Raw genomic sequence first — 26,379 nt, 5'->3', positions numbered from 1 at the left:
AATGACAACCACTCTCATCACCCCGGCCGATCCGGCCGCGCCCCAGCGTCCGGGCGGCAAGCAACGCCGCCCGGACGCCCGGAGCACCACCGGCCTCCGCGATGCACTGAGCATCGCGGGGGTCTGGGCCCTGCTCATCATCGCGACCACCATCGTGCGGCCCGACTTCCTCTCCACCCAGACGCTGCTCGCCGTCACCTTCACGATGTCGATCTCGGGCATCCTGGCGGTCGCGCAGGCGCTCATCGTCATCTCGGGCGGCCTGCTCGACCTGAGCCTCCCGGTCGCACTCATCATCAGCGCGTGGGCCACCGTCACCGCGTTGAACAACGGGGTTCCGGATGCCCTGGCCATCCTGCTGGGCATCGTCACCGGTGCCGCGTGGGGCGGCCTGAACGGCTTGATCGTGGTCTTCGGCAAGCTCAACCCCATCATCGTCACCCTCGCCACGGGTTTCGGCGGCCTGGCGATCATGCTCATCTTCTTCAAGTCGGCGCAGATCCCCTCCGGCTCCGGTCTCCGCGCCTACGGCCTCGGCCGGTTCCTGGGCCTCCCGAACGTGTTCTGGCCGATGGTGATCGTGATCGTGCTCGCCGGACTCGCCCTCGCCTTCACCCGCTGGGGCCGGCACCTCGTGGCGGTGGGCGGCAACGCCCAGGCCGCCAAGGCGCGCGGCATCAACCTGCGACGGATGCGCCTGGCCACCTTCATCGGGGCCGGCGCGGTCGCGGGCCTTGCCGGCGTGCTGTTCTCGTCGGTCACCCCGAGCTTCACCCCCAACGCCGGCGCGAGCTTCCAGCTCATCGTGATCGGTGCCGTCATCCTCGCCGGCATCAGCCTCGGCGGCGGCAAGGGCAACCTGCTCGTGCTCCTCCTGAGCGTCGGCTTCCTCGCCACCATCCCCACCTCCATCGCCTTCTTCGGGCTCGCTCCTGCCTGGGCGCTCGTGTTCCAGGGCGCGTTGCTCATCATCGCCGTCGGCATCGACGGCTACCGACTGAAAAGGACGGCGCGATGACCGCCGCGAACCCCGCACCCGCCCCCCGCATCTTCGACGACCCGGCACAGTCGCCGCTGCGCCGCTTCGCCGGCTCGCTCCGCGGCCCGGTCGGCAGCATCGGCTTCATGCTGGTGGCCACCCTGCTCGTCGGCCTGATCTGGGTCGGGCCCGCCTTCTTCTCGCCCTCGAACATCCAGATCGTCGGCGTCTCGGTGGCCGTTCCGCTGATCGTCGGTGTGATGGCCTCGTTCGCGCTGCTGGCCGGCGTGGTCGACCTCTCGATCGGCTCGATGGTGGGCTTCGGCGCCGTCATCTTCAACCAGCTCGTGGCCGCGGGGTTGAACCCGTGGCTCGTCGCCCTGATCACCGTGCTGGTGGGCGCCGTCGTCGGCCTCACCAACGCCTTCGTGATCGTGCGCTTCGGTGCCGAGCCGCTCGCCGTGACCCTCGGCATGCTCACCCTCCTCCGCGGGCTGTGCCAGGTCATCGTCGTCAACGCGCCGCCGTCGACGCTCATCGAACCGCTCTACAACGTCACGCAGGGCGCCATCCTGGGCTTCCCGACGCTGCTGCTGATCGGCATCGGCGTCACCCTGATCGCGGCCGGCATCGTGTCGAAGACCCGCATCGGCCGCAAGGTGCAGGCGGTCGGCGGCGACGACCGCGCGGCGGCACGCGCCGGCATCTCGGTGACCAAGGTGCGCGTCATCGCCCTGGTGGCGAGCGCCGTGGGTGCAGCCGTGGGCGGCATCCTCTACGTCGGCCAGCTCGGCTCGGCCTCGAACGTGCTCGGCACCGGCCTCGAGTTCCAGATCTACGCGGCGCTCATGATCGGCGGCTACTCCATCACCCGCGGCGGCGTGGGCAACCCGATCGGCGGCCTCCTCGGCCTCCTCGTGATCGCGGGCATCACGAACATCCTCAACGTCACCTTCACCGACCCGAACTACCTCGACCTCATCACCGCGATCATCCTGGTGGCGGCCGTGCTCGTCGACCGGTTGCGCGGGGGTGACTCGTTCGAATGACGAGCACTGCCAGCCTGGCCGGCGCGGTGCTCGGCCGCACGGGCCTGCGGGTCTCGGCGCTCGGTGTGGGCACCGGCGCGTGGGGTGCGCACTCGCCCGTGCACGGGGTGACCGTGAGCGAGGCCGACGCCGTCGACACCGTGCTGCGGGCCTTCAGCGGCCCGGTGCGGGTGATCGACACCTCGAACAACTACGGCGACGGCGAGAGCGAGCGCCGCATCGGCCTCGCCATCCGTCAGGCCGGCGGTGTGCCCGAGGGGTTCCTGGTGCAGAGCAAGCTCGACCGCGACCCGGAGACGGGCTCCTTCGACGCCGACCGGATGCGCCGCTCGCTCGAGCAGAGCCTGCAGCGCCTCGGGCTGCCGCGGCTGCCCGTGCTCTACCTGCACGATCCCGAGAACATCGGCTTCGAGGCGGCGATGGCCGCCGGCGGCCCGGTCGAGACCCTGCTGGCCCTCCGCGACGAGGGCTTCGCCGGCCACGTCGGCATCGCCGGCGGCCCGGCTTCGATGCTGCTGCGATTCGTGGCGACGGGCCTCTTCGATGCGCTGATCACCCACAACCGCTTCACGCTCGTCGACCGCACGGCCGACGAACTCATCTCGGCGGCACACGCGGCCGGCGTGGGCGTGATGAACGCCGCGGTCTACGGTGGTGGCGTGCTCAGCCGATGGCCCCGCGTCAGTGACCGTTACCACTACGCCGCGGCCCCGGGCGCCCTCCTGGCCGCGGTCGACGCCATGGGTGCGGCTTGCGAGCGTCACGACGTGCCGCTCGCCGCGGCCGCCCTGCAGTTCTCGACGCGCGACCCGCGTATCGCCTCGACGCTCTGCGGCGTGCTCTCGCCGGCCCAGCTGGATGCGGCCGTCGCGAACGCGCAGCTCGACATCCCCGAGTCGCTCTGGCAGGAGCTCGAGTCGCTCCGCCCCGACGAATCGGCCTGGCTCCGTGATTGAGGTCGGCATCCGCGACGTGGCGGCGCGCGCCGGCGTCTCGGTGAGCACCGTCTCGAACGCGCTGAACCGCCCCGAACTGGTGTCGCGCAAGGCCGCTGCCGCCGTGGCGGAGGCGATCGAGCACCTCGGCTACGTGCCGAACGTCGCCGCGCGGCAGTTGCGCGCGGGGCGCAGCAACGCCATCGGCATGGCCGTGCTCAACATCACCAACCCGTTCTTCGCCGACGTCGTGCTCGGCGCCGAGGAGGTGGCGGAGGTCGCCGGCTACTCCGTCATCGTGGGCAACAGCTACGACTCGACCGCACGCGAGACCCGTTACCTCGACTTGTTCGAACGGCAGCGCCTCGACGGCCTGCTGATCGCGCCCGTCGGCGACTCGCTCGACATGCTCGACCGCTTCCGGCGTCGCGACGTTCCCGTGGTGCTGGTCGACCGCGTCGACCCTGCGGGCGAGTACCCGTCGATCTCGCTCGACGACGTGCTGGGCGGCACCATGGCCGCCGCCCATCTGCTGGCCGGCGGGTGCCGGCACATCGCCTTCGTCGGCGGTCCGCTGCGCGTGTCGCAGATGCGCGAACGCTTCGAGGGGGCGCAGGCGACGGTCGGGGCATCCGGCGCCCGGTTCTCGTTCTTCGAGACGCCCACCCTCAACCCTCAGATCGGCCGGGAGATCGGCGAGCGGCTCTCGGGCATGCCCGCCGGCGAGCGACCCGACGGCATCTTCGCCGCCAACGACCACGTCGCACTCGGGCTCCTGCAGAGCCTGATCGCCAACGGCATCTCGGTGCCGCAGGACGTCTCGATCGTGGGCTACGACGACATCGACTTCGCCGGCACCGCCGTGGTGCCGCTCACCTCGGTGCGGCAACCGAGTCACGAGATGGGCGCGCACGCGGCCCGTCTGCTGCTCGAGCAGCTCGGCGGAGAAGTGGATGCGGCACTCCGCACCCGCTTCGAGCCCGTGCTGGTGCCGCGCGGCTCCACCATCCACTCCCTTCACGAAACGAGACCATGAGCGTGCACTACGGCGGCGACTACAACCCCGAGCAGTGGGACGAAGCCACCTGGCAGGAGGACGTGCGCCTGATGCGGGAGGCGAAGGTCACGATGGTGAGCCTCGGCATCTTCGCGTGGTCGCGCATCCAGCCCGACGAGAACACCTTCGACTTCGCCTGGCTCGACACCGTGATCGACCTCCTGCACGCCAATGGCATCGCGGTCGACCTCGCCACGGCCACCGCCTCGCCGCCGGCCTGGGCGGTGCAGAACTACCCGGGCATCCTGCCGCAGGACGAGAACGGCGCCACCTACTGGCCGGGCAGCCGTCAGCACTACGCGCCGAGCTCGCCCGACTACCGGCGGCTGGCGGCACGCCTCGTGACGGCCATCGCCGAGCGGTACGCCGCGCATCCGGCCGTCGTGCTCTGGCACGTCAACAACGAGTACGGCTGCCACGTGCAGTACGACTACTCCGACAACGCGGCCGTGGCCTTCCGGGCGTGGCTCGAGCGCAAGTACGGCACGATCGACGCGCTGAACGCCGCCTGGGGCACCGCCTTCTGGTCGCAGCGCTACGGCTCGTTCGACCAGATCGTGCCGCCCCGCAAGGCGCCGTACAGCCACAACCCCGCGGGCGCCCTCGACTTCAAGCGCTACACCTCGGATGCCCTGCTCGAGCTGTTCACGATGGAACGCGACATCATCCGCGCCGCCGGGGCGACGCAGCCGATCACCACGAACTTCATGGGCGCCTTCCCGTCGGTGGACTACTGGCGCTGGGCCGCCGAGGTCGATGTCGTGAGCGACGACAACTACGCCGACCCGAACGATCCGCAGTCGTTCCGCACCGCCGCGTTCACGCGCGACCTGATGCGGTCGCTGAAGCCCGGCACGCCCTGGCTGCTGATGGAGCAGGCGACGGATGCGGTGAACTGGCGCCCGAGCAACGCCCCGAAAGCGCCGGGCCAGATGGCGGCGCTGTCGATGCAGGCGGTGGGGCGCGGCGCCGACGGCATCCTGTTCTTCCAGTGGCGGCAGTCGCGGCGGGGCAGCGAGAAGTTCCACTCCGCGATGGTGCCGCAGGCCGGGCTCGACACGCGCACCTGGCGGGAGGTCACGGCGCTCGGGGCCTCGCTCGACCGGCTGCCGGAGCTGCCGGCCGGGGCCGAGGCGGGCCGCGCATCCGTCGCCGTCGTGTTCGACTGGGAGAACTGGTGGGCGCTGTCGAACCCCGACCACCCCGTGGAGCTCGACTACCTGCAGCTCGTGCAGCGCTGGTACTCGGCGTTCCACCGGCAGAACATCCAGCTCGACTTCGTGCAGCCCACGAGCGACCTCGGTGGCTACGACCTCGTGCTGCTGCCGCACGCCTACCTCCTCGCCGACGCGGGCGCCACGAACCTCGACACCTACGTGCGCGGCGGCGGTCACCTGCTGGTGACGGCGTTCAGCGACGTGGTCGACGAGTCGGATGCGTTCCGTGCGGGCGGCTACCAGGTCGGGCTCCGCGAGGTGCTCGGCGTCGCCGTCGAGAACTTCGGGGCGCTGGTGCCGCCCACCGCCGACGGGCCCGGTCAGCGGCACGCCGCCTTCTCGGGGCCGTTCGGGGCGGTGCGCGGCGAGTACCTCGCCGAGGAGCTGCAGGTCGTGGCCGGTGAGCCGGCCGTCGAGGTGCTCGGCCGCTTCACCGACGGGCGCTCGGCCGGCCGGCCCGCCCTCACCGCCCGGGCGTCGGGCGACGGCCTGGCGTACTACCTCGCCACCGTGCCCGACGACGCCGGCATGCTCGCCGTCACGCGGTTCGCCGCCGAGCGCGCCGGGGTGCGCCCGGTGCTCGCGGCACCCAGCGAGTGGGTGGAGGCCGCTCGGCGCGGCGACGTGCTCACGGTCATCAACCACGGGCCGGAGTCGGTACGGGTCGACGTGAGCGGCACCGATCTGCTGAGCGGGGCATCCGTCGACGCCGTCGAACTCGAGCCGTTCGGCTGGGCGATGCTGCGGGTGACGGCATGAAGTACACCCGGCTCGGGCACGCCGGTGCCGAGGTCAGCCGCATCGCCCTCGGCACCATGAACTTCGGGCCGGTGATCGGAGCCGAGGAGTCGTTCCGCATCCTCGACCTCGGGGTGGCGGCCGGCATCACGTTCATCGACACCGCCGACGTCTACGGCGGGGGCCGCTGGGGCGACCATCCCGGTCAGACCGAGGAGCTCCTCGGCGAGTGGCTGCGCGCTCGAGGACACCGTGACGATCTGGTGCTGGCCACCAAGGGACAGGGGCCGATGGGGCCCGGCGTCAACGATCGGGGGCTCTCGGCCATTCACATCCGGGCCGCCGTCGACGCGTCGCTGCGCCGGCTCGGCACCGACCGCATCGACCTCTATCAGATGCACCACATCGAGCGCGCGGTGCCGGTCGACGAGGTGCTCGACGCGTTCACCACGCTCCGCGACCAGGGCAAGATCCTCTACCTCGGCTCGTCGAACTTCGCGGGCTGGAACATCGCGCAGTACCGCGAGCACGCCGAGGCCCGTCGGCAGCTGCCGCTCGTGACGGAGCAGTCGGTCTACAACCTCGCCCAGCGCACGGTGGAGCTCGAGGTGGTGCCCGCCGCTCAGCACTACGGCATGGGCATCCTGCCCTGGTCGCCGCTCGCGAGCGGGCAGCTCGGCGGGGTGCTGCGGAAGGCGGCGGGCGACCGCAGCCGGTCGAGCGACCTGTCGGCGCTCGGCGAGCGGCGGGCGCAGATCGAGCGCTACGAGGCGTTCGCCGCGGCGCAGGGGCTCGACCCGGCCGAGCTCGGCATCGCCTGGCTGTTGCACCAGCCGGCGGTGACGGCGCCCGTGGTGGGCCCCCGCACCGAGCAGCAGCTGAACGGGGCGCTGGCGGCGCTCGAGATCGTGCTCGACGACGAGCAGCTGGCCGAACTCGACCGCATCTGGCCGGGCCCCGGCGGGCAGGCTCCGGAGGCCTATGCCTGGTGAGCGGCCTGGGCGACCGGGCTCGGCCGGTCGCCTGCCGGCACTGTTCTTCGTGACGCTCGGGTTCATCCAGGCGCTGTGGCCGCTCACGATGGACCTCTACCTCCCCTCCTTCCCGCAGATCGAGCGCGACCTCGCCGCCAGCCCCGCGCTCGTGCAGTTCACCCTCACCGGGGCGTTCGTGGGCATGGCGGCCGGCCAGCTCGTGGCCGGGCCGCTCTCGGATCGGGTGGGGCGCATCCGCCCGCTCCTCGTCGCGCTCGTCGTGTACGTCGTCGCGAGTGCCGGCTGCGCCCTCGCGCCCTCCATCGCGGTGCTGGTCGGGTCACGCCTGGTGCAGGGGGTGGGGGCGGCGGCCACCGCGGTGATCATCCTCGCCATCGTGCGCGATCGCGCCGAGGGGCCGCTCATGGTGAAGCTGCTTGCGCGGCTGCAGCTGATCAATGGCGTGTTCGTGGTGGTGTCACCCGCCCTCGGGGCGCAGCTGCTGCTCGTCACGGATTGGCGCGGGCTGTTCGCGCTGCTCGTGGCGTACGGTGCGGTCATCCTCATCGCCGCGATCTCGGTGCTCGCCCGGCACGAGACGAACCCGCCCGAGCGGCGGGCGCTCCGCACGGGCACGCGGCTGCTCGACGACTACCGGGCGCTCGCCCGCGACGGCCGGTACCGCGCCGCGATCGTCGCCGGTGGGCTGCAGTGGGCGGCGATGATGGCGTACATGGCGTCGTCGGCGTTCCTGTTCCAAGGGGTCTACGGGCTGAGCCCGACGCAGTACGCGCTGGTGTTCGGCGGGCATGGCCTGCTCATGATCGGGGGCGCTCAGCTGAGTGCTCGCCTGGCGGGGCGGATGCGCGTGACACGCGTCGCCCGCATCGGCACCGTCGTGCTCACCGGCTGCGCCGCCGTGCTCCTCCTGGGGCTCGTCGCCGCCCCGCAGCTCGGCCTCCTCGGCTTCCTGGTGCCGCTGTTCGCGTTCACGACGACCTTCGGCGTCGTGTCGCCGACCCTGCAGAGCACGGCGCTCAGTGGGCACGGCACGCGGGCGGGCGCCGCCGCGTCGCTCCTCGGCGCCACGAACATGGTGTCGGGCGCGGTGGCGGCACCGCTCGTCGGCCTGTTCGGCGTGGCGACACCCATCCCGGCCGCGGCGCTGATGACCGCGTGCGCCACGCTCTCGGCCCTCGTCCTGCTCGTGGGCTTCCGCACCCCTCCTCGCGACCCGTCACTTTTGGCCCTTCCCGCGCGGTTTTAGGGCCAGAATCGACGGGTCGCGAGGAGGAGGCGGGGGTCAGGAGTCGATGGCGTCGAGGGTGCCGAAGAGCTGCCCGTTGAGCTTCTGGGTCTCCTGCAGCACGGCGTACGCCTCGGCGTAGGTGTCGGGCTCAGGGGCACCGGGCACACCGTACTTCGCGAGGATCAAGCCGAGCAGACCGCGCGCCGGGTTGCTGATGGGCTTGGCGCGCTGCTCGGCATCCGACTCGTCGAAGTCGACCTCGGGGTTCGGTGGAGTGTACTGCGGCAGGGTCTGCGGCCACTCGCTGACCGGGCGCGGCTTCTTCAGGTTGATGGCGTCGAAGAGCGGGCGGGATGCGACGTCCCGGTGAGTCAGCGGGCTCAGCCCGTGCAGCTTGGTGAGCGTCGAGATGACCGAACCGTGATCGTGCTGCTCCGTCACGATCGTGTTCTTCGCCGTGTAGGCCGAGATCGCGATGGCCGGCACCCGGCAGCCCAGCCGGTCGAAGGTGAAGTCGAACTCGCCGGCGTCGCCGTTCACTGGGGGCACCGCCGAGGGCGGCGGCACGTGGTCGTAGGTGCCGCCGTGCTCGTCGAAGGTGACAAAGAGCATGGTGTTCATGGCGTTCGACCCGGTCGCCGAATCGCTCTTACGGATGGCCGAGTAGACGGCGTGCAGCAGGGCGTCGGCGGCCCGGGCATCCGACACCGCCGAGTTCACCACGTCGCCCACCGCCGGATCGTCGGACTCGCGGAGGGTGCCGTACGGCGGATGCATGTCGTTGTGGTTGTAGATCATGCGCGGCTCGATGAAGGCGTAATCGGGCAGGTCGCCGGTGGCCACGTCGTCGTAGAACTGCTCCATCACCCGGAAGTTCGACTTCCAGTACTTCTCGAGCACGGGTGCGTGCAGCACCCCGGTCATCGAGATGAGCTGCGCGGAGTCGTAGTAGACCCGCCAGGAGAGCCCGGCGTCTTCGAGGCGGTTGAAGATGGTCGGCGCGTCGGCGTCGGGGGCGAGCCACTTGGCGTACCCGCCGTCGCCCTTGTTGGTGACGAAGCCGTGCGAGGTGGAGGCGTGGAAGAACGAACGGTTGCAGAAGGTCTGCGAGGGCACCGCGGCGAACCAGTGGTCGAAGACGGCGAAGTTCTTCGCGAGCGTGGAGAACACGGGCAGCATGTCGGGCGTGAATCCGCCCATCGCCAGCTCGTACTCCTTGCGGGTGGGCTCCTTCTTGTTCTTCGTGAGGCGCCGGTAGTTGATGATGTAGTCCTCGATGAAGCCCTTCATCGTGGGGGATTCGTTCGGGCCGGGCGCGTTGTACGGGTACTGCAGCCCGTTGGCATACAGGTCGCGGTTGCTCTCGGGGTCGACCTTGCCGAACAGCTGCGTGTTGACGTGCGAATACTCCTCGCCCGGGTCGGGGTTGGGGCTCGACATGATCTCGTCGGTCGAGCCCGTGTAGCCGTGCGCCTTGACGACCTCGTCGGTGCCCGGCACCGGATTGGAGTGGTCGCCCTGGTGCAGGCCCTCGAAACTCTGCCCCGGGTCGAGCTCGTCGTCGCGGTAGAGCCAGCCGAGCACGTTGTCGAAGGAGCGGTTCTCGTACATCATCACCACGAGGTGCTTGAAGCCGGGCTCGGCCACCTTCTGCTCGGGTGCGAAGTCCATGTCGGTCTCGTTGGCGTAGACGCCGACGCCGATCGAGGCGCCCGCGAGGCCGCCGGCCGCGGCGCCCGCCGCGCCGACGGCGGCCGCCTTGAGGAAGGCGCGGCGGGACGCGACGGCGTCGGCGGTGCCGGGTGCCGCGGCCGACTCCGGTGCGCCGGGCGCACGCCTCTTGCGGCGGAACGCGGGAGTCACGCCGAACCCCCCGCGGGACTCCACTCCGACACGGCGTCCAGCCGGGCCACCTCCTCGGTGGTGAGCCGCACTCGGGCGACATCGAGCAGGTCGGCCACCTGCTCCACCCGCGACGCGCTCGCGATCGGCGCGACCACGGTGGGCTTGGCGACCAACCAGGCCAGAGCGGTGGTGGCGATGGAGGCGTCATGGGCACGCCCGATCTCCGCGAGCGCGTCGACCACGGCGAGGCCCTGCTCGGTCGCGTACTTCGCCGCCCCCTTCGCGCGCGCCGTGCCCGCGTTGTCGTCGGTCGACCGGTACTTGCCGGTGAGGAACCCGCTGGCCAGCGAGTAGTAGGGCATCACACCGAGGTGCTCGCGCTCGGCGATGGGCGCGAGCGTCTCTTCGAACTCGTTGCGGTGCACGAGGTTGTAGTGCGGCTGCAGCGCGACGGGGCGCGCGAATCCGTTCTCGTCGCACAGGGCGAGGTACGCCTCGATGGTGGCCGGCGCGAAGTTCGAGAGCCCGATGTATCGTGCCTTTCCGCCACGCACGACCTCGTCGAACGCGGCGGCCGTCTCCTCCAGCGGGGTGTCGGGGTCTTCGAAGTGGGCGTAGTAGAGGTCGACCCGGTCGGTCTGCAGGCGGCCGAGGGAGGCGTCGATCGCCGCGCGGATGGTGTCGCCGCCGAGGCCCCGGAACTCTGGATGCCGCGACACTTTCGTGGCGATCACCGTCGCGTCACGCGACCCGCGGCTGGCGAACCACTCGCCGATGATGGTCTCCGATTCGCCGCCGACGTTACCCGGCACGCTCGCCATGTAGGAGTCGGAGGTGTCGATGAAGTCGCCGCCGCCGGCCGCATGGGCGTCGAGGATGGCGAGCGAGGTCTCGCGGTCGGCCGTCCAGCCGAACACGTTGCCGCCGAGGGAGAGGGGGAAGACGTCGAGGTCGCTGTCGCCGATGCGTGCCATGATCCGACGTTACTACGGGGCTGTGACACCAGCCGGGCCCCGCGCTTGACATTGACGCAGCGTCAACTCGTACGCTCGGTTCTGTTCGCACGGAGAGGAGGAGGATCGCGATGGAGTGGCCCATCCAGGAGGTCGCCCGGCTGGCCGGCACGACGAGCCGCACGCTGCGGCACTACGCGCAGCTCGGTCTGGTCGAGCCGAGTCGCGTCGGCGCGAACGGCTACCGCTACTACGACGAAGCCGCTCTGGTGACCCTGCAGCGTGTGCTCCTGCTGCGCGCGCTCGGGCTCGGGCTCCCCGCCATCGCGGAGGTGCTGCGGGCCGAGACGGATGCGCCGGCAGCGCTCCGCCGTCACCTCGCGTGGCTGCAGAGCGAGCAGTCGCGGCTGGAGCGGCAGATCGCATCCGTGCGGGCGACGATCGAGACGATGGAGGGAGGTGATCAACTGATGGCAGAGAACATGTTCGACGGATTCGACCACACGCAGTACCAGGCGGAGGTCGAGCAGCGCTGGGGCGCGTCGGCCTACGCGGCGGGTGACCGCTGGTGGCGGTCGATGTCGGCGGAGGAGAAGGCGGCGTGGCAGGCCCGCGTGGCGCAGCTCGCCGCCGACTGGCGCCAGGCGGCCGAGCGCGGCCTCGACCCGGCCGGCGAGGAGGCGCAGGCGCTGGCACAGCGCCAGTTCGACTGGCTGGCCGGGGTGCCCGGCACACCCGGTCACGGCGCCGGCGGCCCGACCGCGGAGTACTTCGCGGGACTCGGCGAGCTGTACGTGGCCGACGAGCGCTTCGCCGCGAACTACGGCGGCGCATCCGGGGCCACCTTTGTGCGCGACGCCCTGGCGGCCTACGCGGCCGCCCACCTCGAATGACCCCGCCCCTCGCGAGGCGGGTCAGCGGAGGGGTTTGCGCATCTCCAGCTCGCGCAGGGTGCGGTCGAGGGGGTACGGGCGGGTGACGCCGGTCTCGACGAAGCCGCGCTTGCGGTAGGCCGCGACGGCACGTGGGTTGGCCTCGTTCACCTCGAGGCTCAGCGTGTCGCCGCGGTCGCTGGCCCAGTCCTCGATGCGGGAGAGGAGCGCATCCGTCACCCCCGCCGCCGCCCCGCGGTGATCGGGGGCGACGTAGACGCCGTAGAGGAACGCCGCCGGCGCCCCGTGCGGCACCTTCGACATCATGGTGCCCACCCAGCGGCCGCTCGCCGTGATGGCGGCCACCGTGATCGAGTCGGCCGACGACCCGTCGCGGGCCCAGGCCCGCCACTCCCACTCGCGCCGGCGGTGCGCGTGCTCGAGCGTCTCGAGGTAGGCGAGCGGGGTGTCGGCGAGCATCTCGAGGCGGAGCGTGCGCACATCGCGCCAGTCGGCTTCGACGGTGCGCCGCACGAGGATGCCGGGGGCATCCGGTGCCGCGTGCCTTCCGTCGGTCATGCAACGACTATACGTTTGGACGAGCATCCGTTCGCTGCAGTGAACGTCGTCGAGGAGGCGTGACCGTGACCGTCTGGATCTGCGCGACCTGCGCCGTGGAGCACGCCGACACGCCACAACCGCCCGCCGTGTGCGAGATCTGCGCCGACGAGCGGCAGTGGGTGCCGGAGTCGGGGCAGGCCTGGGTGACCCGGGAGGGGCTCGAGGCGGAGGGGTACCGCATCGTGCTGCGCGGGCTCGAGCCCGACCTGTTCGCCGTGGAGACCGATCATCCGCTCGGGATCGGCCAGCGCGGGCTGCTCGTGCGCACGCCGGGCGGCAACCTGCTGTGGGAACCGCCGGGGTTCATCGACGCGCATGGGGTGCAGGGGGTCGCGGAGCTCGGTGGGGTGGCGGCGGTGGCGGCGAGTCATCCGCATCTGACGGGGTCGTCGATCCAGTGGAGCCAGGCGTTCGGCGGGGCGCCGGTGTATGTGGCGGCGGCGGACGAGCGATGGATTCGGCGGCCCGATCCGGCCATCCGCCTGTGGTCGGACCGGGCCTCGGTCGTGCCCGGGGTCGACCTCGTGCAGCTCGGCGGGCACTTCCCCGGGAGTTGCGTCGCGCTGTGGGCGGCGGGCGCCGGTGGGCGTGGGGTGCTGCTCACGGGGGACACCCTCATGGTGGGCGCCGACCGGGCGTCGGTGTCGGTGATGCGGAGCTTCCCGAACTACATCCCGCTGCCGGAGCGGATCGTGCTGCGCATCCTCGAGGCGCTCGAGCCGCTGCCGTACGACCGGGTGTACAGCGCGTTCCGTGGCATCGACGCGGATGCGCCCGCTGTGGTGCGGCGCAGCCTCACCCGCTACGTCGCGTGGCTGCGGGGCGACGAGCCCGAGTGAGGCGGCCCGCACGTCAGTCGCCACCCGTGCCGCGCCGAGGGCGTCGGGGCGATGAGTTACTACCGGAATGCGGGGGAGTGACGCCCTGGAGCGCGCCACTCGTGCTCATTCCGGTAGTAACTCATCGGCCTTCGCGCGCAGGTGGACGCGAAGGCGGGCGTCGGTGGTGAGGGTGATGGCGCGCTCGTAGGCGGCGCGCGCGTCCCGCGGGCGCCCGGCCGCCGCGAGCAGGTGGGCGCGCGTAGCCCAGGCCGGCTGGAACCGCTCGAGCGCCTCGGCGGCCAGGGCGTCGAGGTGGGCGAGGCCTGCCTCGGGACCCTCGACCTCGGCGATCGTCGCGGCGAGCGAGACCTGCGCGCCGAGTGTCGGCGCCACCCGCACGAGCGCCTCGTTCAGCAGGCGGAGGGTGCGCCAATCCGTCTCGCCGGTCGCCGCCCGGGCGCAGTGCACCGACTGCATCGCCGCCTCCAGCTGGAAGCGTCCGAAGCCCGACGGCGCGACCGCGAGGGCGTGGGCCCGGCGCAGGTGGGACTCGCCGCGCGCGATGAGGGCCGCGTCCCACCGATCCGGATCCTGCTCGGTGAGCGGCACGTGCTCACCCGCAGGCCCGGTGCGCGCAGACGTGCGGGCGAGCGAGAGGCAGATCAGCGCGGCCAGGCCCTGCACCTCCGGCTCCTCGGGCAGCAGCCGGGCGAGTGTCGTGGCGAGGTAGAGCGCCTCCCCGGCGAGTGACTCGCGCAGCGTCGTCCCCGACACCCGCTGCCAGTCGATGGCGTAGCACCCGTAGACCGCCTCGAGCACGGGCGGCAGCCGCCTGGCCATGGCCCCACGGTCGGGCACCGCGAACGGAATCCCCGCCGCGCGGATGCGCCGCTTCGCCCGTACCAGCCGCTGCGCCATGGCGGGCGCCGGCAGCGCGAACGCCTCCGCGATCTGGGCCGCCTCGAAACCGAGCACGGTCTGCAGCATCAGGGCCGTGCGCACCGCCGGATCGATGGCCGGATGCGCGCACACGAACAACAGCTCGAGGCGCTTGTCGGGCACGGCATCGAGATCGAGGTCGCCCGGGTCGACGGCCGCGCCCCGCTCCCCACGCCGCGCTCCGACGAACTCACCGCGCAGTGCCGCGCCGATACCGTCGGGCGCACCGTCGCCCGGCCCGTCGCCCGCTCCGTCGCCCGGCAACGGCACGGACGTGCGCCGGGCGGCCGAGCCCAGCTCGTCACGCCAGCGGTTGCGCGCCACGGTGAGGAGCCAGCCCTCGGGGTTGTCGGGCACGCCGGCGTCGGGCCAGGTGCGCAGGGCGCGCTCGAAGGCGTCGGCCAGCGCATCCTCGGCCGCCGCGATGTCACGCGTGGGTGCCGCGAGCACCGCGAGCAGCCGCCCGTACGACTCCCGCGCCACGAGCTCGGCGCGCTCCCGCGCCGCCGCGTTCACGCCAGCTCGTGCCAGGCCCCGTCGGTGAAGGAGATGGCGGTGGGCCGGATCTCGATCACCCCGTACTGCGCGCCCGGGCACTTCTCGGCCCAGGCGATCGCCGCGTCGAGGTCGGCGACCTCGATCACGAAGGTGCCGGCCAGCTTCTCCTTGGTGTCGGCGAACGGGCCGTCCTGCACGTGCAGCGAACCGTCGCGGAGCGTCACCGTGGTCGACGCCGCCGCCGGCTGCAGGATGTCGGCCAGCACCAGCACCCCCGCCTCCTCGAGCGACTTCCCGTAGGCGTCGAACGCGGCGCGGAACGGCGCCATGTCCTCCTCGGTGACGCCCGCATCCTGGGCTTCCTGGTTGATGAGGAGCAGTGAGTAGCGCATGATGAGCCCTTCCGTAGGTCACGTTAGCGGTCGCCGGTTGCGACCTCTACTGTGCTGACGATCGAGCGCGCACCGGATCGACACGTCCGCCCACATCGACACCCCAGCGGCCCGCGTGCCAGCATGGAGGCATGGCCACCTCGCTCCACATCACGGGCAACACCGACGCCGACGCGCTGCTCTCCGCCGACCCGCTCGCCCTGCTCCTCGGCATGCTGCTCGACCAGCAGATCGCGATGGAGACGGCGTTCGAGGGCCCCCTGAAGATCCGCGACCGGGTCGGGTCGCTGGATGCGCAGACGCTCGCCGCCTACGACCCGGATGCCCTGGTGGAGGTGTTCCGGCAGACGCCGGCCGTGCACCGCTTCCCCGGATCGATGGCCGCCCGGGTGCAGGCGCTCTGCGCCGCCCTCGTCGAGGACTGGGGTGGTGACACCTCGGCGGTGTGGACCCGGGACGCCCCCGACGGCGCGACCGTACTGAAGCGCCTCGAGTCGCTGCCCGGGTTCGGCGCCCAGAAGGCCCGCATCTTCCTGGCCCTGCTCGGCAAGCAGTACGGCGTGCAGCCGGCCGGCTGGCGGGAGGCGGCAGGCCCCTACGGCGAGGAGGGCTCGTTCCGCTCGGTGGCCGACATCGTCGACGCCGACTCGCTCACGCAGGTTCGCGAGACGAAGCGAGCGGCGAAGGCCGCCGCGAAGAAGTAGGCGCGATCGAGCTCACCCCCGCGTAGCGCTGCAGCACCAGGCCGCGCAGAGCGGCGGCGGCCGCGCCGCGCGCCCAGTCCTCGAAGGTGTGGGGGCGGATGACGATGCGGCAGTTGCCCGCCGCGCCGAACGCGTGCGCACCGAAGGCCGCCCGCAGCCGCTGGTCGTACAGGTCGTAGTCGGCCACCGCTTCACCCGTGATCACCACGATCTCCGGACCGGTGAGGTTCGCGACCGTGGCGATGGCGGTGCCGATGACCGTGCCGGCGCGGTCGAAGGCCTCGATGGCGGCCGGCTCCCCGGCGTGCGCGAGCGCCACGGCGTCGTCGATCGAGGCAACGGGCGTCGGCTGCGCCGACGCGACCGCCCGCACGATGGCGCTCGACCCCGCGACGGCTTCGACGCAGCCGCGCCGCCCGCAGGTGCAGACGTACTGCTCCGAGGTGAGTGGCAGGTGCCCGATCTCGCCCGCCACGCCGAACGCGCCCTCCACGACCTCCCCGTTCACGTGCAGGCCGCAGCCGATGCCTGAGCCGATCGTGACGATGGCGAACGACCCGGTGCCGACCCCCACCCCGAACCAGTGCTCGGCGATGGTGAGTGCCCGCACGTCGTTCTCGATCAGCACCTCGACCCCCAGGCGCGAGCGCAGCGCGGCGCCGAGCGGTTCGTCGGCCCAGCCGAGCAGCGCCGACTCGCGCACCACCCCGCCCGCGGTGTCGACATCACCCGAGACGGCGACGCAGATGCCCGCGAGCCGCTCGGCGCGCTCGCCCAGCAGATCGGAGAGCCGCCGCGCCACCTCGGCGATCGAGTCGACCATCGAGGCGAAGCCGGTGTCGACCACCGCCAGATGCGCGCTGACCAGGATGCCCGCCGTCAGGTCGGTGGCGACGCCGATGATGTCGCCCGGGTTCACCTTGATGCCGAGCGTGATGATCGACTCCGGCACGACCCGGACCGGGCTGGCCGGGCGCCCCGGCAGTCCGTTCCCGTTCCCGTTCCCGCTCCCCGTCCCGGTCCCGCCGGGCTCGTGGCGGTCGGCCACGAGCCCGGCCGCGACCATCGGCGCCACCGCCTTGGTGATCGCCGCCTGCGAGAGGCCGGTGAGCCGCGCGACATCCGTGCGCGACAGCGGCCCCCGGGTGAGGATGCGCGTGAACACGTCCACCGCCGCGGGCGAGGCGGTGCGCAACAGGTCGACGGCGTCGGTCACAGTACGCATTCTGGCCCCTTTCCGCGGCGGTGACGACCTGGGCGACTACTCGCTCAGGATCTCCTTCGTCTTCTCGGTCATCTCCGGGAACACGTCGTCGCCGCGCTCACCGGAGAAGTAGGCCTCGAACAACGGCTGGATGGTGTCGACGATCTCCTGCCCGTTCACCGTCGGCGGGGCCGGGTAGACCTCGCCGTTCTGGAGGGCGTTCGTGAAGACCGAGAGGTCGACGCCCTGCTTCAGCTGCGCATCCGCCGCGGCCTGCATCGAGGAGGCGATGGAGGGCAGGAAGGTGCCGTCGGCGCCGGCCACCGACTGGCAGTCCTCGGAGCCCATGTACGAGACCCACTTCCAGGTGGCGTCGAGGTTCTTCGTGCCGGAGTAGATGTTGTTGGCGTTCGAGTTGCTGATGACCGACCGGCCGTCGGGGCCCTCGACCGTCGGGGCGATGCCGACCTTGAGGTCGGTGAGCTTGGCGAAGGTGGTCGCATCCCACGAGCCGCCCTCGACCATGGCCACCTTGCCCGAGCCGAGCTGCTCGGTGCCCGACACGGTGAACGCGCCGAAGGCCGGCGAGAAGCCGCGCTCGGCGAGCGACGAGACGTAGTCCATGGTCTTCACGAAGTCGGGGTCGTCGTACTCGAACTGCGACGGCCAGGCGGGCTTGTCGCCGAGGCGCCAGCCGGTCGAGGAGGCGAACGCGTTCCACGACGTCTGCCCGTTGAAGTCGCCCGAGCCGAGGCTGCCGATGCCGTAGGTGGCGACCTTGGTCTTGTCGAAGCCGGGCTCGTCGCCGCGCACGCCGTTCTCGTCGATGGTGAGGTGGGCGACGATCGTGTCGAAGCTGCCGCCGTCGTCGGGGTTCCAGGTCATGGTGGCGAGGTCGTCGTCGGTGAGCCCCGCATCCGCCACCGCCTGCTCGTTGAAGTAGAACGCGGCCGAGGCCCAGTCGAGCGGCAGGCCGTACTGCTTGCCGTCGGTGTACTTCCACGAGTCGACGCCCACCGCGAACTTCGACAGGTCGAAGTCGTTGTCCTTGATGAGGTCGTCGAGCGCCATGATCTGGCCCTGCCCGGCATAGGCGCCGAGCAGCGGCACGCTGTTCTGGAAGGCGTCGGGCGCGCTGCCCGAGACGAAGCCGGCGGTGAGCTTGGTGAAGTAGTCGTCGACCGCGTACTGCGAGATCTTCACGTCGATGCCGGGGTTGGCCTCCTGAAAGCCGGGGATGCACTTCTCGTACGAGGCGGCCTGCTTCTCGTCCCAGGTCCACCAGTTCACGGTGCCGCCGGCGCTGTCGGTGGAGCCGCCGGCTCCGCTCGAGCAGGCGCTCAGTGCGGCCGCAGCTCCCGCGACCGCCGCGATGGCGATGATGCGCTGTAGTTTCATGCTTCTCTCTCTTCTCGTCAGGGCTCCCGCGGGGCGGCGGCGCGCGACGTCGTGCGCCCGGCCGCTCCGCGGAGTCCGAGGGTGATGTGGTGCTGGGGTACGTCTGGTGTCCGGCGGCCGCCCAGGGCAGGTCGCGGAGCGGATGCCCGCGACCACGGTCGTACCCCGGTCACTGGGCGACCGCCGGAACTCGTTCTCCGCCCGGGGCGGGCGGGGTGGGCGCGACGAGCTGCTCGAGCTCTGCCGTGCCGTGCGCGGCGAGGGTCACGGTCGCGACGCTCTCGCCGTGGCGAACGGCTGCCGTGACCTCGTTCGCGGTGAGGTTGTGTACACGGGCCGCGGTGAGCGCGCCACCGGCCCAGCGGAGATCGACCGCCAGGCCGCCGCGGGCGCGGAGGCCGGCTACCTCGCCGTCGCGCCAGGCCGCGGGGAGGGCGGGGAGCAGGGTGACGGCCGATCCGTGGCTCTGCAGCAGCATCTGGGCGATGGCGGCGGTGAAGCCGTAGTTGCCGTCGATCTGGAACGGCGGATGCGTGCTGAACAGGTTCGGCAGGAGGCCGCCCCACTCGGAGCCGTCGACCGGGGCGAACCGGCTGGCGTCGCGCTCGAACGGATGCGTGGCCTCGGCCAGGAGCGCCCGCGCGGTCTCGCCGTCGCCGAGCCGGGCGCGCAGCGCGATCTTCCAGGCCCACGACCAGCCCATGGCGCCGGGGCCGCGGCCGTCGAGAAAACGGCGGGTCGCCTCGGCGAGTTCGGGCGACTGCTCGGGGTCGATCTCGTCGAGCGGGTAGAGGCCGACGGCGGGGGAGAGGTGGCGGTGCAGCGGGTCGTGCTCGGTCTCGTCGTCGTGCCATTCGCGCAGGCGGCCGTCGGCGGTGACGCCGGGGTCGGGGAGGCGGTCGAGGGCGGCGGCGAGCTCGCGGTCGAGGGCGGCGAGGTCGGCCGCGGTCCCGGCCGCGGCCGCGGCCTCTGTCTCGGCCCTGAGCAGCGCGATGGCGCGGCGGGTGCGCCGGAACAGGCTGCGGATGAGGAACACGTCCATGGTCACCGACTCGCTCAGCGACTCCGGCGACCCGTCCGGGCCGAGGAAGAGGTTCTCGGGCGAGGTCGAGGGCAGGGTGCGCAGCCAGCCGTCCGGAGCATTCTGCACCCAATCGAGGCAGAACTCGGCGGCGCCGCGCAGGAGGGGCCAGAGGGTGTCGCGCAGGTAAGTGGGGTCGGCGGTGAAGGCGTAGTGGTCCCAGGCGTTGTGCGTGAGCCAGACGCCGCCCATCATCCAGATGGCCCAGCTGGGATTGCCGTGACCGTTGCCGACCGGGAGCGCCCAGCCCCACGGGTCGGTGTTGTGGTGGGCCACCCAGCCGCGGGCACCGTAGAGCCGGCGGGCGACCGCGCCGCCGGTGACGGTGAGCTTCGTGAGGAGTTCGGGGAGGGGAGCGAAGCACTCGGGCAGTCCGGTGACGTCGGCGGGCCAGTAGTTCATCTGGGTGTTGATGTTGATGGTGTAGTTCGACGACCAGGCGGGGCGCAGCTGGTCGTTCCAGATGCCCTGGAGGTTGGCGGGCGGACTGCCGGCGCGTGAGGATGCGATGAGCAGGTAGCGCCCGAATGCGGCCATGACGGTGGCGCGCAGGGCCTCGTCGTCACCGCGGAGCACCTCGGCCGCGACGTCCCACGACCCGGCCCTGCGGCTGCCGATCGTGATGCGCGTGCGGCCGGCGAGTGTCTCGACGTCGTCGAGGTGTCGCGCGAGCAGGGCATCCGCACCGCGCGCGAGGGCGGCGGCCGCGCGCTCCTGCGCCCGCGTCTCGATGGCAGCCCGCGAGTCGCGGATGTCTCCGGCCCCGGGTTCGCCCGCGTTCCACCACGACTCGGCGCGGGTGGCCGTCGAGAGCACCGCGAGCAGGCGGGTGGCGCCGCGCACGACGACGGTGCCGTCGACGATCTCGGCGGTGCCGTCGGTGTCGAACATGAGGTGCACGGCGGCGAACGGATCGAAGTCGTCCTCGATCGCCGCGTCGGCGTTGGCGTCGGAGCGGTAGCGGTGGGCGGGTTCGTCGGGCTCGTGCAGCGGGGCGCCATCGATCGGGATCTCGACCCCCATCGAGATCCCCGACCGTGTCGCCCAGCTGCCCGCCTCGCGGAGGGGAGTGCTGAGCCGGATGCGCGCATCGAAGCTGCCGGACTTCAGACCCCCGAGCGTGGTGCCGTGGCCGACCGCCGCGCCCACTGCCTCCGCCGCGGTGCCGGCCGAGCCGTCCGCGGAGTTCGTGCCGGGATCGCCGCCCGCGCCATCCGCGGGGCCCGTGCCGGGATCGCCGGCCGTGTCCGTGGTGCCCGCGTCCCTGGTGCCCGCCGCCGCGGAAGGGGCCGCCTCCACCAGTACGCAGAGCGCCCTGTCGGGGGCCGACACCCAGGTGCGTCGGCGGATGTCGGTACCGCTCGCGCGCATCCGCTCGGTCGCCAGCGCTCGGTCGAGGTCGAGCTCGCGCCCGAGAGAATCGATCGGCGAATCAGGCCGGCCCGGCGTCGAGAGCGCAACATCGAGGTCGGCCAGCGGCAGGAACTCCTGCGAGTACGGCCCCTCGAAGCTCATCAGCAGCCGTTCGGCGGTGCGCCGGTCGCCCGCGTCGAGCGCGGCGCGCACCTCGGCGAGCCGCGCCGGCCCCGCCCCGGCGGCGAGCACCGCGTCGAGCGCCCGAGCGGGCCCGGCCGGCGTGCCCGACCAGACCGTCGAGTCGTTCAGCTGCACGCGACCCGTGGCCCCATCCAGCACCATGGCGCCGATGCGCCCGTTGCCGAGCGGCATGGCCTCGGTGAAATCGGCCGCCGCAGCGGGCCAGAACAATCGCAGGGTACCGGGGTCGGTGTCGTCGAAGGCGTCGCGCCGCGACATCCGCTCGCTCATTTGATGCCCGTGAAGCCGATGGAGTTCACGATGCGCTTGCCGAACACCATGAAGAGCACCAGCATCGGGAGCGCGGCCACCAGGGTTGCGGCCATGAGGCCGGCCCAGTCGGGTGCCGCCTGCGGCGACGACTGCTTGAACACCGCGAGCGCGAGCGTGAGCGGCTGCACGCTGTCGTCGCTCGTGACGAGCAGGGGCCAGAAGTAGTCGTTCCAGGCCGTGATGAACCCGAGGATCGACAGCGTGATGATGGGCCCCGACGACATCGGCAGGGTGATCTGGAAGAACACCCTGATGCGCCCGGCCCCGTCGAGCAGCGCCGCCTCCTCGGTCTCGGTGCTGAGCCCGAGCATGAACTGGCGCAGGAAGAAGATGTTGAACGCCGAGAAGAGCGCGGTGGGCAAGATCATGCCCGCGAAGGTGTTGAGGAGCCCGAGCTCTTTCACCAGCACGAAGTTCGGCAGCAGCGTGAGGATGCCCGGCACCATCAACGCGGTGAGGAAGAGGCTGAACATCAGCTCCCGGCCGCGCCAGCGCAGTCGGGCGAAGGCGTAGGCGGCGAGCGCCGAGAAGAACACGATCAGCACCGTCGAGAGGGTGGCGTAGATGACCGAGTTCAGCAGGAAGTGGCCGATCTCGATCGATGCTCCCGAGCCGCCCTCGGCGATGGCCTGCTCGGGCGTGGCGAGCCCGAGCACCCGCTGGAACGCACCGAGCGTGAACCCGGTGGGTACGAGCGAAGCGGGGTCGGTGATGAGGGAGTAGTTGTTCGAGAGCGCGGTGCGCAGAATCCAGTAGAACGGGAAGATCGTGACGAACAGCACGATCACGATGTAGGTCCAGGCGACGGCGCGGCCGAGGCTGAAGCGGCGTCGGGCCCGACGGGCTACCGGGTGGGCCGTTGCAGCCGGCGAAGCGGCGGTGGGGCGGGGGCGGGCGGCAGTGGTGGTGGTCATCAGTCGGTGTCCGATTCGCTCGCGCGCAACAGGCGCATCTGCAGGAAGGTGATGACGATGAGTACCGCGAAGAGCGCGAGCGACATCGCCGAGGCGTAGCCGAAGTCGAACTGCCCGAAAGCCTTGCTGTAGATGTACATCTGCAGCACGTTCGAGGCGTTCGCGGGGCCGCCCTTCGTGGCGACCTGCACGATGTCGAACACCTGGAAGGCGCCGATCACGTTGAGCACCACGACGAGCGCGAGGATTGGCCGCAGGAGCGGCAGGGTCAGGCGGCGGAACATCTGGAACTCGCTCGCGCCGTCGATCCGGCCCGCTTCGTAGATGGTCGGCGGGATGGTCTGCAGCCCCGCGAAGATGATGATGGCGGTGTAGCCGAGCGACTTCCACACGCTGATGATGGCGATGGACGGGATGGCCCAGGCCCGCGAAGTGAGGAACTGGATGCTCTGACCGGTGAGGTGCTCGAGCACGATGTTGATGATGCCGAGCTGGGTGTCGAGCATCCACGACCACACCGTCGCTGCGACGACGCCCGAGATGAGGAACGGCAGGATGATGAGGCCGCGGATCACGGTCGACGCGGTGAGCCGATGCAGCACCACGGCGGTGATGATCGAGAGCGTGAGCCCGAGAGCGACGGAGAGCAGCACGAAGTAGACGGTGACGAGCAGCGAGCTCCAGAACACGTCGTCGCCGAGCAGCTTCACGAAGTTGTCGAGCCCGATCCACTTCGGCGGCGTGAGCACCTTGAAGTCGGTGAAGCTCAGGTAGATGCCGCGGAGCGTGGGGTAGGCGGCGAACACCAGGAACCCGATGAGAGCCGGCGCGATGAAGAGCCACGCCAGCTTCGCGTCACCGCGGTGCGCGGGCGCTTTCGCGTTCACGGAGCCGCGCCGGTCGCGCTTCCGGTCGGCGCGGGAGGGCCTCGCCGGCCCTGCCGCTGTTGATCTCGCGATCACCATTGATCCACCTGTTCCGCCGGTTCGTCTCGGCCGGAAATCCCGAATGGCGGGGGGACGATTTCCGGATCTGCACTTGCACGGACAGACTAGAGATGATTTATTCACAATGTCAAGTAATTGCGAACGAGGGATTTCCGACATGACTCACGGCGAGGAAGCCGTCATTGTGCTGCGCGCGGCCGGGGTGTCGCTCGCCGTCGAACTGACCTCTCCGGTGCCCCAGGTGCTGCACTGGGGCGCGGATCTGGGGCCGCTCGACGGCGCCGACCTGCGCGCTCTGCGAAGCACGGCGCAGCCCGCCCAGCTCAACAACTCACCGGATGCGCCGCGCGTCTTCTCGGCCTGGCCCACCGAGCGGGACGGCTGGTCGGGCACCCCGGCTCAGTCGGGTCACGCCGGCGGCACCCGCACCACGCCGCGGCCGGTGCTGGCGGGGTGGGACGTGACGGGCGGCGACGATCGCGACGGGACGGGTGGCGCCGGCGGCGCGCTCGAGCTGCGCTTCGTCGACGCCGTCACGGCGATGCGGTCGCGCATCCGCTACACCCTCGACCCGCACGGGGTGCTCGCGGTCGACCTCGACCTCACCCGCGACCTCTCGGTCGGCACCCCCGGCTCCGCCGAACCGTATGCTCTCGCCAGCCTCGACGCGCTGCTCCCGTTGCCCGAACGGGCCGGCGAGATCGCCGACTTCGCGGGCAAATGGTGCCGCGAGCGCTCGCTGCAGCGCACGCCCGTGCGCTTCGGCGCGCACCGGCGCGAGAGCCGCCGTGGCAAGCCCGGGCACGACTCGCCCTTCCTCACCCTGGTCGGCACGCCGGGATTCGGTTTCCGGCACGGCGAGGTGTGGGGCATGCACGTGGCCTGGAGCGGCAACCAGCACACCCTGGTGGAGGAGCTGCCCGAAGGGGCCGGTGCGTTCCGGTCAGTGCTCGGCGGCGGCGAACTGCTCGCACCCGGCGAGGTGCTGCTCGCCGACGGCGAGCGCTACACGGCGCCGACGGTGCTGTTCACGTGGTCGGGTGCCGGGCTGGACGGCGTCTCCGAGCGCTTCCACCGGCGACTGCGGGCGCGGTCCGCGCATCCGTCGTCGGCCCGCCCGCTCGTGCTCAACACCTGGGAGGCGGTGTACTTCGACCACGACGCCGACCGGCTCGACCGGCTCGCCGACCTCGCCGCGCGCGTGGGCGTGGAGCGCGTGGTGCTCGACGACGGCTGGTTCTCCGGCCGGCGCGACGCCGACGCCGGTCTCGGCGACTGGCACGTCGACCCCGCGGTGTGGCCGCAGGGGCTCGCGCCGTTCGTGCGCCGGGTGCGCGAGCACGGCATGCAGTTCGGGCTGTGGTTCGAGCCCGAGATGGTGAACCTCGACTCCGACCTCGCCCGCGAGCATCCGGACTGGCTGCTCGCGCCCTCGGAAGGCGTGGGACTGTCGTCGCGGCAGCAGTACGTGCTCGACATCGGCAAACCGGAGGTGTCGCAGTACCTCCTCGAGCGCATCGACCTGCTCGTGCGCGAGTACGCGATCGACTACATCAAGTGGGACCACAACCGCGACCTCTCCGAGGCGGTGAGCCGCGGGGCGGCCGGCGCGGGCGACCGCCCGGGCGTGCGGCGGCAGACCCTGGCGCTCTACGCCCTCCTCGACGAGTTGCGCCGCCGGCATCCGGACCTCGAGATCGAGACCTGCTCGGGCGGGGGCGGGCGCATCGACCTCGGCATCCTCGAGCGCACCGACCGGGTCTGGGCGTCGGACTGCAACGACCCGGTCGAACGGCTCGAGATCGAGCGCTGGACCTCGCTGCTCCTGCCGCCCGAGCTCATCGGCAGCCACCTCGGCGCCGCCCGTGCGCACACCACCTCGCGGGTGACGTCGGCGCCGTTCCGCCTCGCCACCGCGCTGTTCGCCCACTCGGGGATCGAGTGGGACCTCACCGGATGCACCGAGGAGGAGCTCGAGCAGATCGCCACCTGGTCGGCGATGTACCGCGAGTTCCGCTCGCTCGTGCACGTCGGACGCGTGGTGAACGCCGACCTGGCCGACCCGGCCACGAGCCTGCACGGCGTGGTGGGCGAGAACGGCCGGGCGCTCTTCGCGTGGTCGCGGGTGGCGACCTCGGCCGGCGGGCAGTCGGGGCGGGTGCGCCTGCCGGGCCTCGACCCCGAGGCGCACTACGAGCTGCGGCTGCGCGAAGACCTCGGCCGGCCGAGCCGGCACGAGGCCCGCGACCCCGGGTGGGCCGAGGCGGCTGCGCAGGGCTGGGTCGCGGTGCCCGGCAGCGTCGCGGCCGTCGCGGGGCTTCCGCTGCCCACTCTCAACCCGCAGCAGACCTTGCTGATCGAAGTACGGCGAACGGATGCGCGTGGCGCCGCCACCGCGACCGCTCCGGATGAGAGCGTTGAGGCATGACCGAACCCACTTCCTCCCCCTCTTCTTCCGTGCTCTTCGTGGGCGACAGCGTCACCGATTGCGGGCGCCGCGACGACCCCGAGGGGCTCGGCCAGGGGTATGTGCGCGTGCTCGCCGGCACGCCTCAGCTCGCCGGCCGCGCGGTGCTGAACCGCGGCATCAGCGGCAACCGGGTCGTCGACCTCGAGGCGCGCTGGGCCGACGACGTGCTCGCTGCCGAGGCCGGTGTGGTGAGCATCCTGATCGGCATCAACGACACCTGGCGACGGTACGACAGCGACGACCCCACCTCCGCGGAGGACTACGAGGCCGGTTACCGGCGACTGCTCACCGCACTTGTGGAGCGTTCGCAGCCGGCGCTCGTGTTGATGGAGCCGTTCCTCCTCCCGGTGCGACCCGAGCAGGAGGGGTGGCGCGAGGATCTCGACCCGAAGATCGCGGTCGTGCACCGCCTCGCCGAGGAGTTCGGCGCAGTGCTCGTGCCCACCGACGTCGAGCTCACCCGGCTCGCCGGCGAGACCGGTGCCGCCGCACTCGCGTCCGACGGGGTGCACCCGACTGCGGAGGGGCACGCGGCGATGGCGGCGATCTGGCTCGCGCACGCCGGGCACCTGCTGGCCGATTGACCGGTAACCCTGCAAATGAAGAGGACCGACGCCCTATACGGGGTCGGTCCTCTTCATTTGCAGAGTTAC

Annotated in this window: 22 protein-coding genes; 12 read left to right on the top strand and 10 right to left on the bottom strand. The window is 71.6% G+C overall.

Annotated elements, in window-relative coordinates; translation table 11 throughout:
* Position 1 precedes the first annotated feature (1 nt).
* The 7 genes from AC3WLB_RS12500 to AC3WLB_RS12470 are packed head-to-tail and all read left to right on the top strand — an operon-like array spanning position 2 to position 8,216.
* Positions 2–1,018 (top strand): ABC transporter permease, encoded by a 1,017-nt coding sequence (locus AC3WLB_RS12500; protein ID WP_492506406.1) that lies wholly within the window; start codon positions 2–4, stop codon positions 1,016–1,018.
* Positions 1,015–2,028, top strand: coding sequence for an ABC transporter permease (locus AC3WLB_RS12495; protein WP_492506404.1), 1,014 nt, complete (start codon positions 1,015–1,017; stop codon positions 2,026–2,028). Before AC3WLB_RS12500 ends, AC3WLB_RS12495 begins: the two co-directional genes overlap by 4 nt.
* Positions 2,025–2,984: an aldo/keto reductase gene (locus AC3WLB_RS12490; RefSeq protein ID WP_492506402.1), complete on the top strand. Its 960-nt coding sequence runs from the start codon at positions 2,025–2,027 to the stop codon at positions 2,982–2,984. The genes AC3WLB_RS12495 and AC3WLB_RS12490 overlap by 4 nt, the downstream gene beginning before the upstream one ends.
* Entirely contained in the window at positions 2,977–3,999 is a 1,023-nt protein-coding gene (locus tag AC3WLB_RS12485) for a LacI family DNA-binding transcriptional regulator (RefSeq protein ID WP_492506400.1), read from the top strand. The genes AC3WLB_RS12490 and AC3WLB_RS12485 overlap by 8 nt, the downstream gene beginning before the upstream one ends.
* Complete coding sequence (locus AC3WLB_RS12480; protein ID WP_492506398.1) at positions 3,996–5,996, top strand: beta-galactosidase; 2,001 nt, start codon at positions 3,996–3,998, stop codon at positions 5,994–5,996. Before AC3WLB_RS12485 ends, AC3WLB_RS12480 begins: the two co-directional genes overlap by 4 nt.
* Complete coding sequence (locus AC3WLB_RS12475) at positions 5,993–6,967, top strand: aldo/keto reductase (RefSeq protein WP_492506396.1); 975 nt, start codon at positions 5,993–5,995, stop codon at positions 6,965–6,967. The genes AC3WLB_RS12480 and AC3WLB_RS12475 overlap by 4 nt, the downstream gene beginning before the upstream one ends.
* Positions 6,957–8,216 carry a multidrug effflux MFS transporter gene (locus AC3WLB_RS12470; protein ID WP_492506394.1) on the top strand — a complete coding sequence of 420 codons (1,260 nt, stop codon included), beginning with the start codon at positions 6,957–6,959 and terminating at the stop codon, positions 8,214–8,216. Before AC3WLB_RS12475 ends, AC3WLB_RS12470 begins: the two co-directional genes overlap by 11 nt.
* Before the next feature lie 36 nt (positions 8,217–8,252).
* Here AC3WLB_RS12470 and AC3WLB_RS12465 read toward each other — a convergent pair whose 3' ends face one another.
* The gene (locus tag AC3WLB_RS12465; RefSeq protein ID WP_492506392.1) at positions 8,253–10,061 is read right to left on the bottom strand and encodes an alkaline phosphatase family protein; all 1,809 of its coding nucleotides are present in this window, start codon (positions 10,059–10,061) and stop codon (positions 8,253–8,255) included.
* Complete coding sequence (locus AC3WLB_RS12460; protein ID WP_492506390.1) at positions 10,058–11,017, bottom strand: aldo/keto reductase; 960 nt, start codon at positions 11,015–11,017, stop codon at positions 10,058–10,060. Before AC3WLB_RS12460 ends, AC3WLB_RS12465 begins: the two co-directional genes overlap by 4 nt.
* 110 nt (positions 11,018–11,127) lie before the next feature.
* Between AC3WLB_RS12460 and AC3WLB_RS12455 the strand changes: the two genes are divergently transcribed.
* A complete protein-coding gene (locus AC3WLB_RS12455; protein ID WP_492506388.1) occupies positions 11,128–11,889 on the top strand; it encodes a MerR family transcriptional regulator in 762 nt (253 codons plus the stop codon).
* 21 nt (positions 11,890–11,910) lie between these two features.
* Here AC3WLB_RS12455 and AC3WLB_RS12450 read toward each other — a convergent pair whose 3' ends face one another.
* On the bottom strand, positions 11,911–12,447 hold the full coding sequence (locus tag AC3WLB_RS12450) for a GNAT family N-acetyltransferase (protein WP_492506386.1): 537 nt from the start codon (positions 12,445–12,447) through the stop codon (positions 11,911–11,913).
* 65 nt (positions 12,448–12,512) lie between these two features.
* On the opposite strand from AC3WLB_RS12450, the gene AC3WLB_RS12445 reads away from it, so the two are divergent.
* Positions 12,513–13,328 carry an MBL fold metallo-hydrolase gene (locus AC3WLB_RS12445; RefSeq protein ID WP_492506384.1) on the top strand — a complete coding sequence of 272 codons (816 nt, stop codon included), beginning with the start codon at positions 12,513–12,515 and terminating at the stop codon, positions 13,326–13,328.
* Positions 13,329–13,433: 105 nt separating this feature from the next.
* Here the strand turns inward: AC3WLB_RS12445 and AC3WLB_RS12440 are convergent, their stop codons facing one another.
* Positions 13,434–14,765, bottom strand: a complete 1,332-nt coding sequence (locus tag AC3WLB_RS12440) for an RNA polymerase sigma factor (RefSeq protein ID WP_492506382.1) — start codon at positions 14,763–14,765, stop codon at positions 13,434–13,436.
* Positions 14,762–15,139, bottom strand: a complete 378-nt coding sequence (locus AC3WLB_RS12435; RefSeq protein ID WP_492506380.1) for a YciI family protein — start codon at positions 15,137–15,139, stop codon at positions 14,762–14,764. Before AC3WLB_RS12435 ends, AC3WLB_RS12440 begins: the two co-directional genes overlap by 4 nt.
* Positions 15,140–15,270: 131 nt before the next feature.
* On the opposite strand from AC3WLB_RS12435, the gene AC3WLB_RS12430 reads away from it, so the two are divergent.
* Positions 15,271–15,843 carry an HhH-GPD-type base excision DNA repair protein gene (locus tag AC3WLB_RS12430; RefSeq protein ID WP_492506378.1) on the top strand — a complete coding sequence of 191 codons (573 nt, stop codon included), beginning with the start codon at positions 15,271–15,273 and terminating at the stop codon, positions 15,841–15,843.
* Here AC3WLB_RS12430 and AC3WLB_RS12425 read toward each other — a convergent pair.
* The 5 genes from AC3WLB_RS12425 to AC3WLB_RS12405 all read right to left on the bottom strand — a co-directional run bounded on the left by AC3WLB_RS12425 (position 15,791) and on the right by AC3WLB_RS12405 (position 23,196).
* Positions 15,791–17,059, bottom strand: coding sequence for an ROK family transcriptional regulator (locus tag AC3WLB_RS12425; protein ID WP_492506375.1), 1,269 nt, complete (start codon positions 17,057–17,059; stop codon positions 15,791–15,793). The genes AC3WLB_RS12430 and AC3WLB_RS12425 overlap by 53 nt on opposite strands.
* Positions 17,060–17,104: 45 nt before the next feature.
* Entirely contained in the window at positions 17,105–18,445 is a 1,341-nt protein-coding gene (locus AC3WLB_RS12420; protein ID WP_492506373.1) for an ABC transporter substrate-binding protein, read from the bottom strand.
* A 169-nt stretch (positions 18,446–18,614) separates the two neighbouring features.
* A complete protein-coding gene (locus tag AC3WLB_RS12415; protein WP_492506371.1) occupies positions 18,615–21,341 on the bottom strand; it encodes a glycosyl hydrolase family 95 catalytic domain-containing protein in 2,727 nt (908 codons plus the stop codon).
* Between the two features lie 8 nt (positions 21,342–21,349).
* The gene (locus AC3WLB_RS12410) at positions 21,350–22,309 is read right to left on the bottom strand and encodes a carbohydrate ABC transporter permease (protein WP_492506369.1); all 960 of its coding nucleotides are present in this window, start codon (positions 22,307–22,309) and stop codon (positions 21,350–21,352) included.
* Positions 22,309–23,196, bottom strand: coding sequence for a carbohydrate ABC transporter permease (locus AC3WLB_RS12405; RefSeq protein ID WP_492506367.1), 888 nt, complete (start codon positions 23,194–23,196; stop codon positions 22,309–22,311). Before AC3WLB_RS12405 ends, AC3WLB_RS12410 begins: the two co-directional genes overlap by 1 nt.
* A gap of 217 nt (positions 23,197–23,413) precedes the next feature.
* On the opposite strand from AC3WLB_RS12405, the gene AC3WLB_RS12400 reads away from it, so the two are divergent.
* Both AC3WLB_RS12400 and AC3WLB_RS12395 read left to right on the top strand, forming a co-directional pair.
* On the top strand, positions 23,414–25,684 hold the full coding sequence (locus AC3WLB_RS12400) for an alpha-galactosidase (protein ID WP_492506365.1): 2,271 nt from the start codon (positions 23,414–23,416) through the stop codon (positions 25,682–25,684).
* On the top strand, positions 25,681–26,310 hold the full coding sequence (locus AC3WLB_RS12395; RefSeq protein ID WP_492506363.1) for an SGNH/GDSL hydrolase family protein: 630 nt from the start codon (positions 25,681–25,683) through the stop codon (positions 26,308–26,310). Before AC3WLB_RS12400 ends, AC3WLB_RS12395 begins: the two co-directional genes overlap by 4 nt.
* Positions 26,311–26,379 lie beyond the last annotated feature (69 nt).

This window comes from Herbiconiux sp. FW305-C-125 (genome assembly GCF_058783455.1).
The sequence above is the reverse complement of the archived record's forward strand: the minus strand, read 5'-3'. Positions and strand labels throughout refer to the sequence as shown.

Excerpts from the sequence above, each read along its gene's own strand:
- AC3WLB_RS12500 (WP_492506406.1), top strand. The coding sequence starts at position 2 with ATGACAACCACTCTCATCACCCCGGCCGATCCGGCCGCGCCCCAGCGT.
- AC3WLB_RS12495 (WP_492506404.1), top strand. The coding sequence starts at position 1,015 with ATGACCGCCGCGAACCCCGCACCCGCCCCCCGCATCTTCGACGACCCG.
- AC3WLB_RS12490 (WP_492506402.1), top strand. The coding sequence starts at position 2,025 with ATGACGAGCACTGCCAGCCTGGCCGGCGCGGTGCTCGGCCGCACGGGC.
- AC3WLB_RS12480 (WP_492506398.1), top strand. The coding sequence starts at position 3,996 with ATGAGCGTGCACTACGGCGGCGACTACAACCCCGAGCAGTGGGACGAA.
- AC3WLB_RS12475 (WP_492506396.1), top strand. The coding sequence starts at position 5,993 with ATGAAGTACACCCGGCTCGGGCACGCCGGTGCCGAGGTCAGCCGCATC.
- AC3WLB_RS12470 (WP_492506394.1), top strand. The coding sequence starts at position 6,957 with ATGCCTGGTGAGCGGCCTGGGCGACCGGGCTCGGCCGGTCGCCTGCCG.
- AC3WLB_RS12460 (WP_492506390.1), bottom strand. The coding sequence starts at position 11,017 with ATGGCACGCATCGGCGACAGCGACCTCGACGTCTTCCCCCTCTCCCTC.
- AC3WLB_RS12455 (WP_492506388.1), top strand. The coding sequence starts at position 11,128 with ATGGAGTGGCCCATCCAGGAGGTCGCCCGGCTGGCCGGCACGACGAGC.
- AC3WLB_RS12450 (WP_492506386.1), bottom strand. The coding sequence starts at position 12,447 with ATGACCGACGGAAGGCACGCGGCACCGGATGCCCCCGGCATCCTCGTG.
- AC3WLB_RS12435 (WP_492506380.1), bottom strand. The coding sequence starts at position 15,139 with ATGCGCTACTCACTGCTCCTCATCAACCAGGAAGCCCAGGATGCGGGC.
- AC3WLB_RS12430 (WP_492506378.1), top strand. The coding sequence starts at position 15,271 with ATGGCCACCTCGCTCCACATCACGGGCAACACCGACGCCGACGCGCTG.
- AC3WLB_RS12420 (WP_492506373.1), bottom strand. The coding sequence starts at position 18,445 with ATGAAACTACAGCGCATCATCGCCATCGCGGCGGTCGCGGGAGCTGCG.
- AC3WLB_RS12415 (WP_492506371.1), bottom strand. The coding sequence starts at position 21,341 with ATGTCGCGGCGCGACGCCTTCGACGACACCGACCCCGGTACCCTGCGA.
- AC3WLB_RS12410 (WP_492506369.1), bottom strand. The coding sequence starts at position 22,309 with ATGACCACCACCACTGCCGCCCGCCCCCGCCCCACCGCCGCTTCGCCG.
- AC3WLB_RS12400 (WP_492506365.1), top strand. The coding sequence starts at position 23,414 with ATGACTCACGGCGAGGAAGCCGTCATTGTGCTGCGCGCGGCCGGGGTG.
- AC3WLB_RS12395 (WP_492506363.1), top strand. The coding sequence starts at position 25,681 with ATGACCGAACCCACTTCCTCCCCCTCTTCTTCCGTGCTCTTCGTGGGC.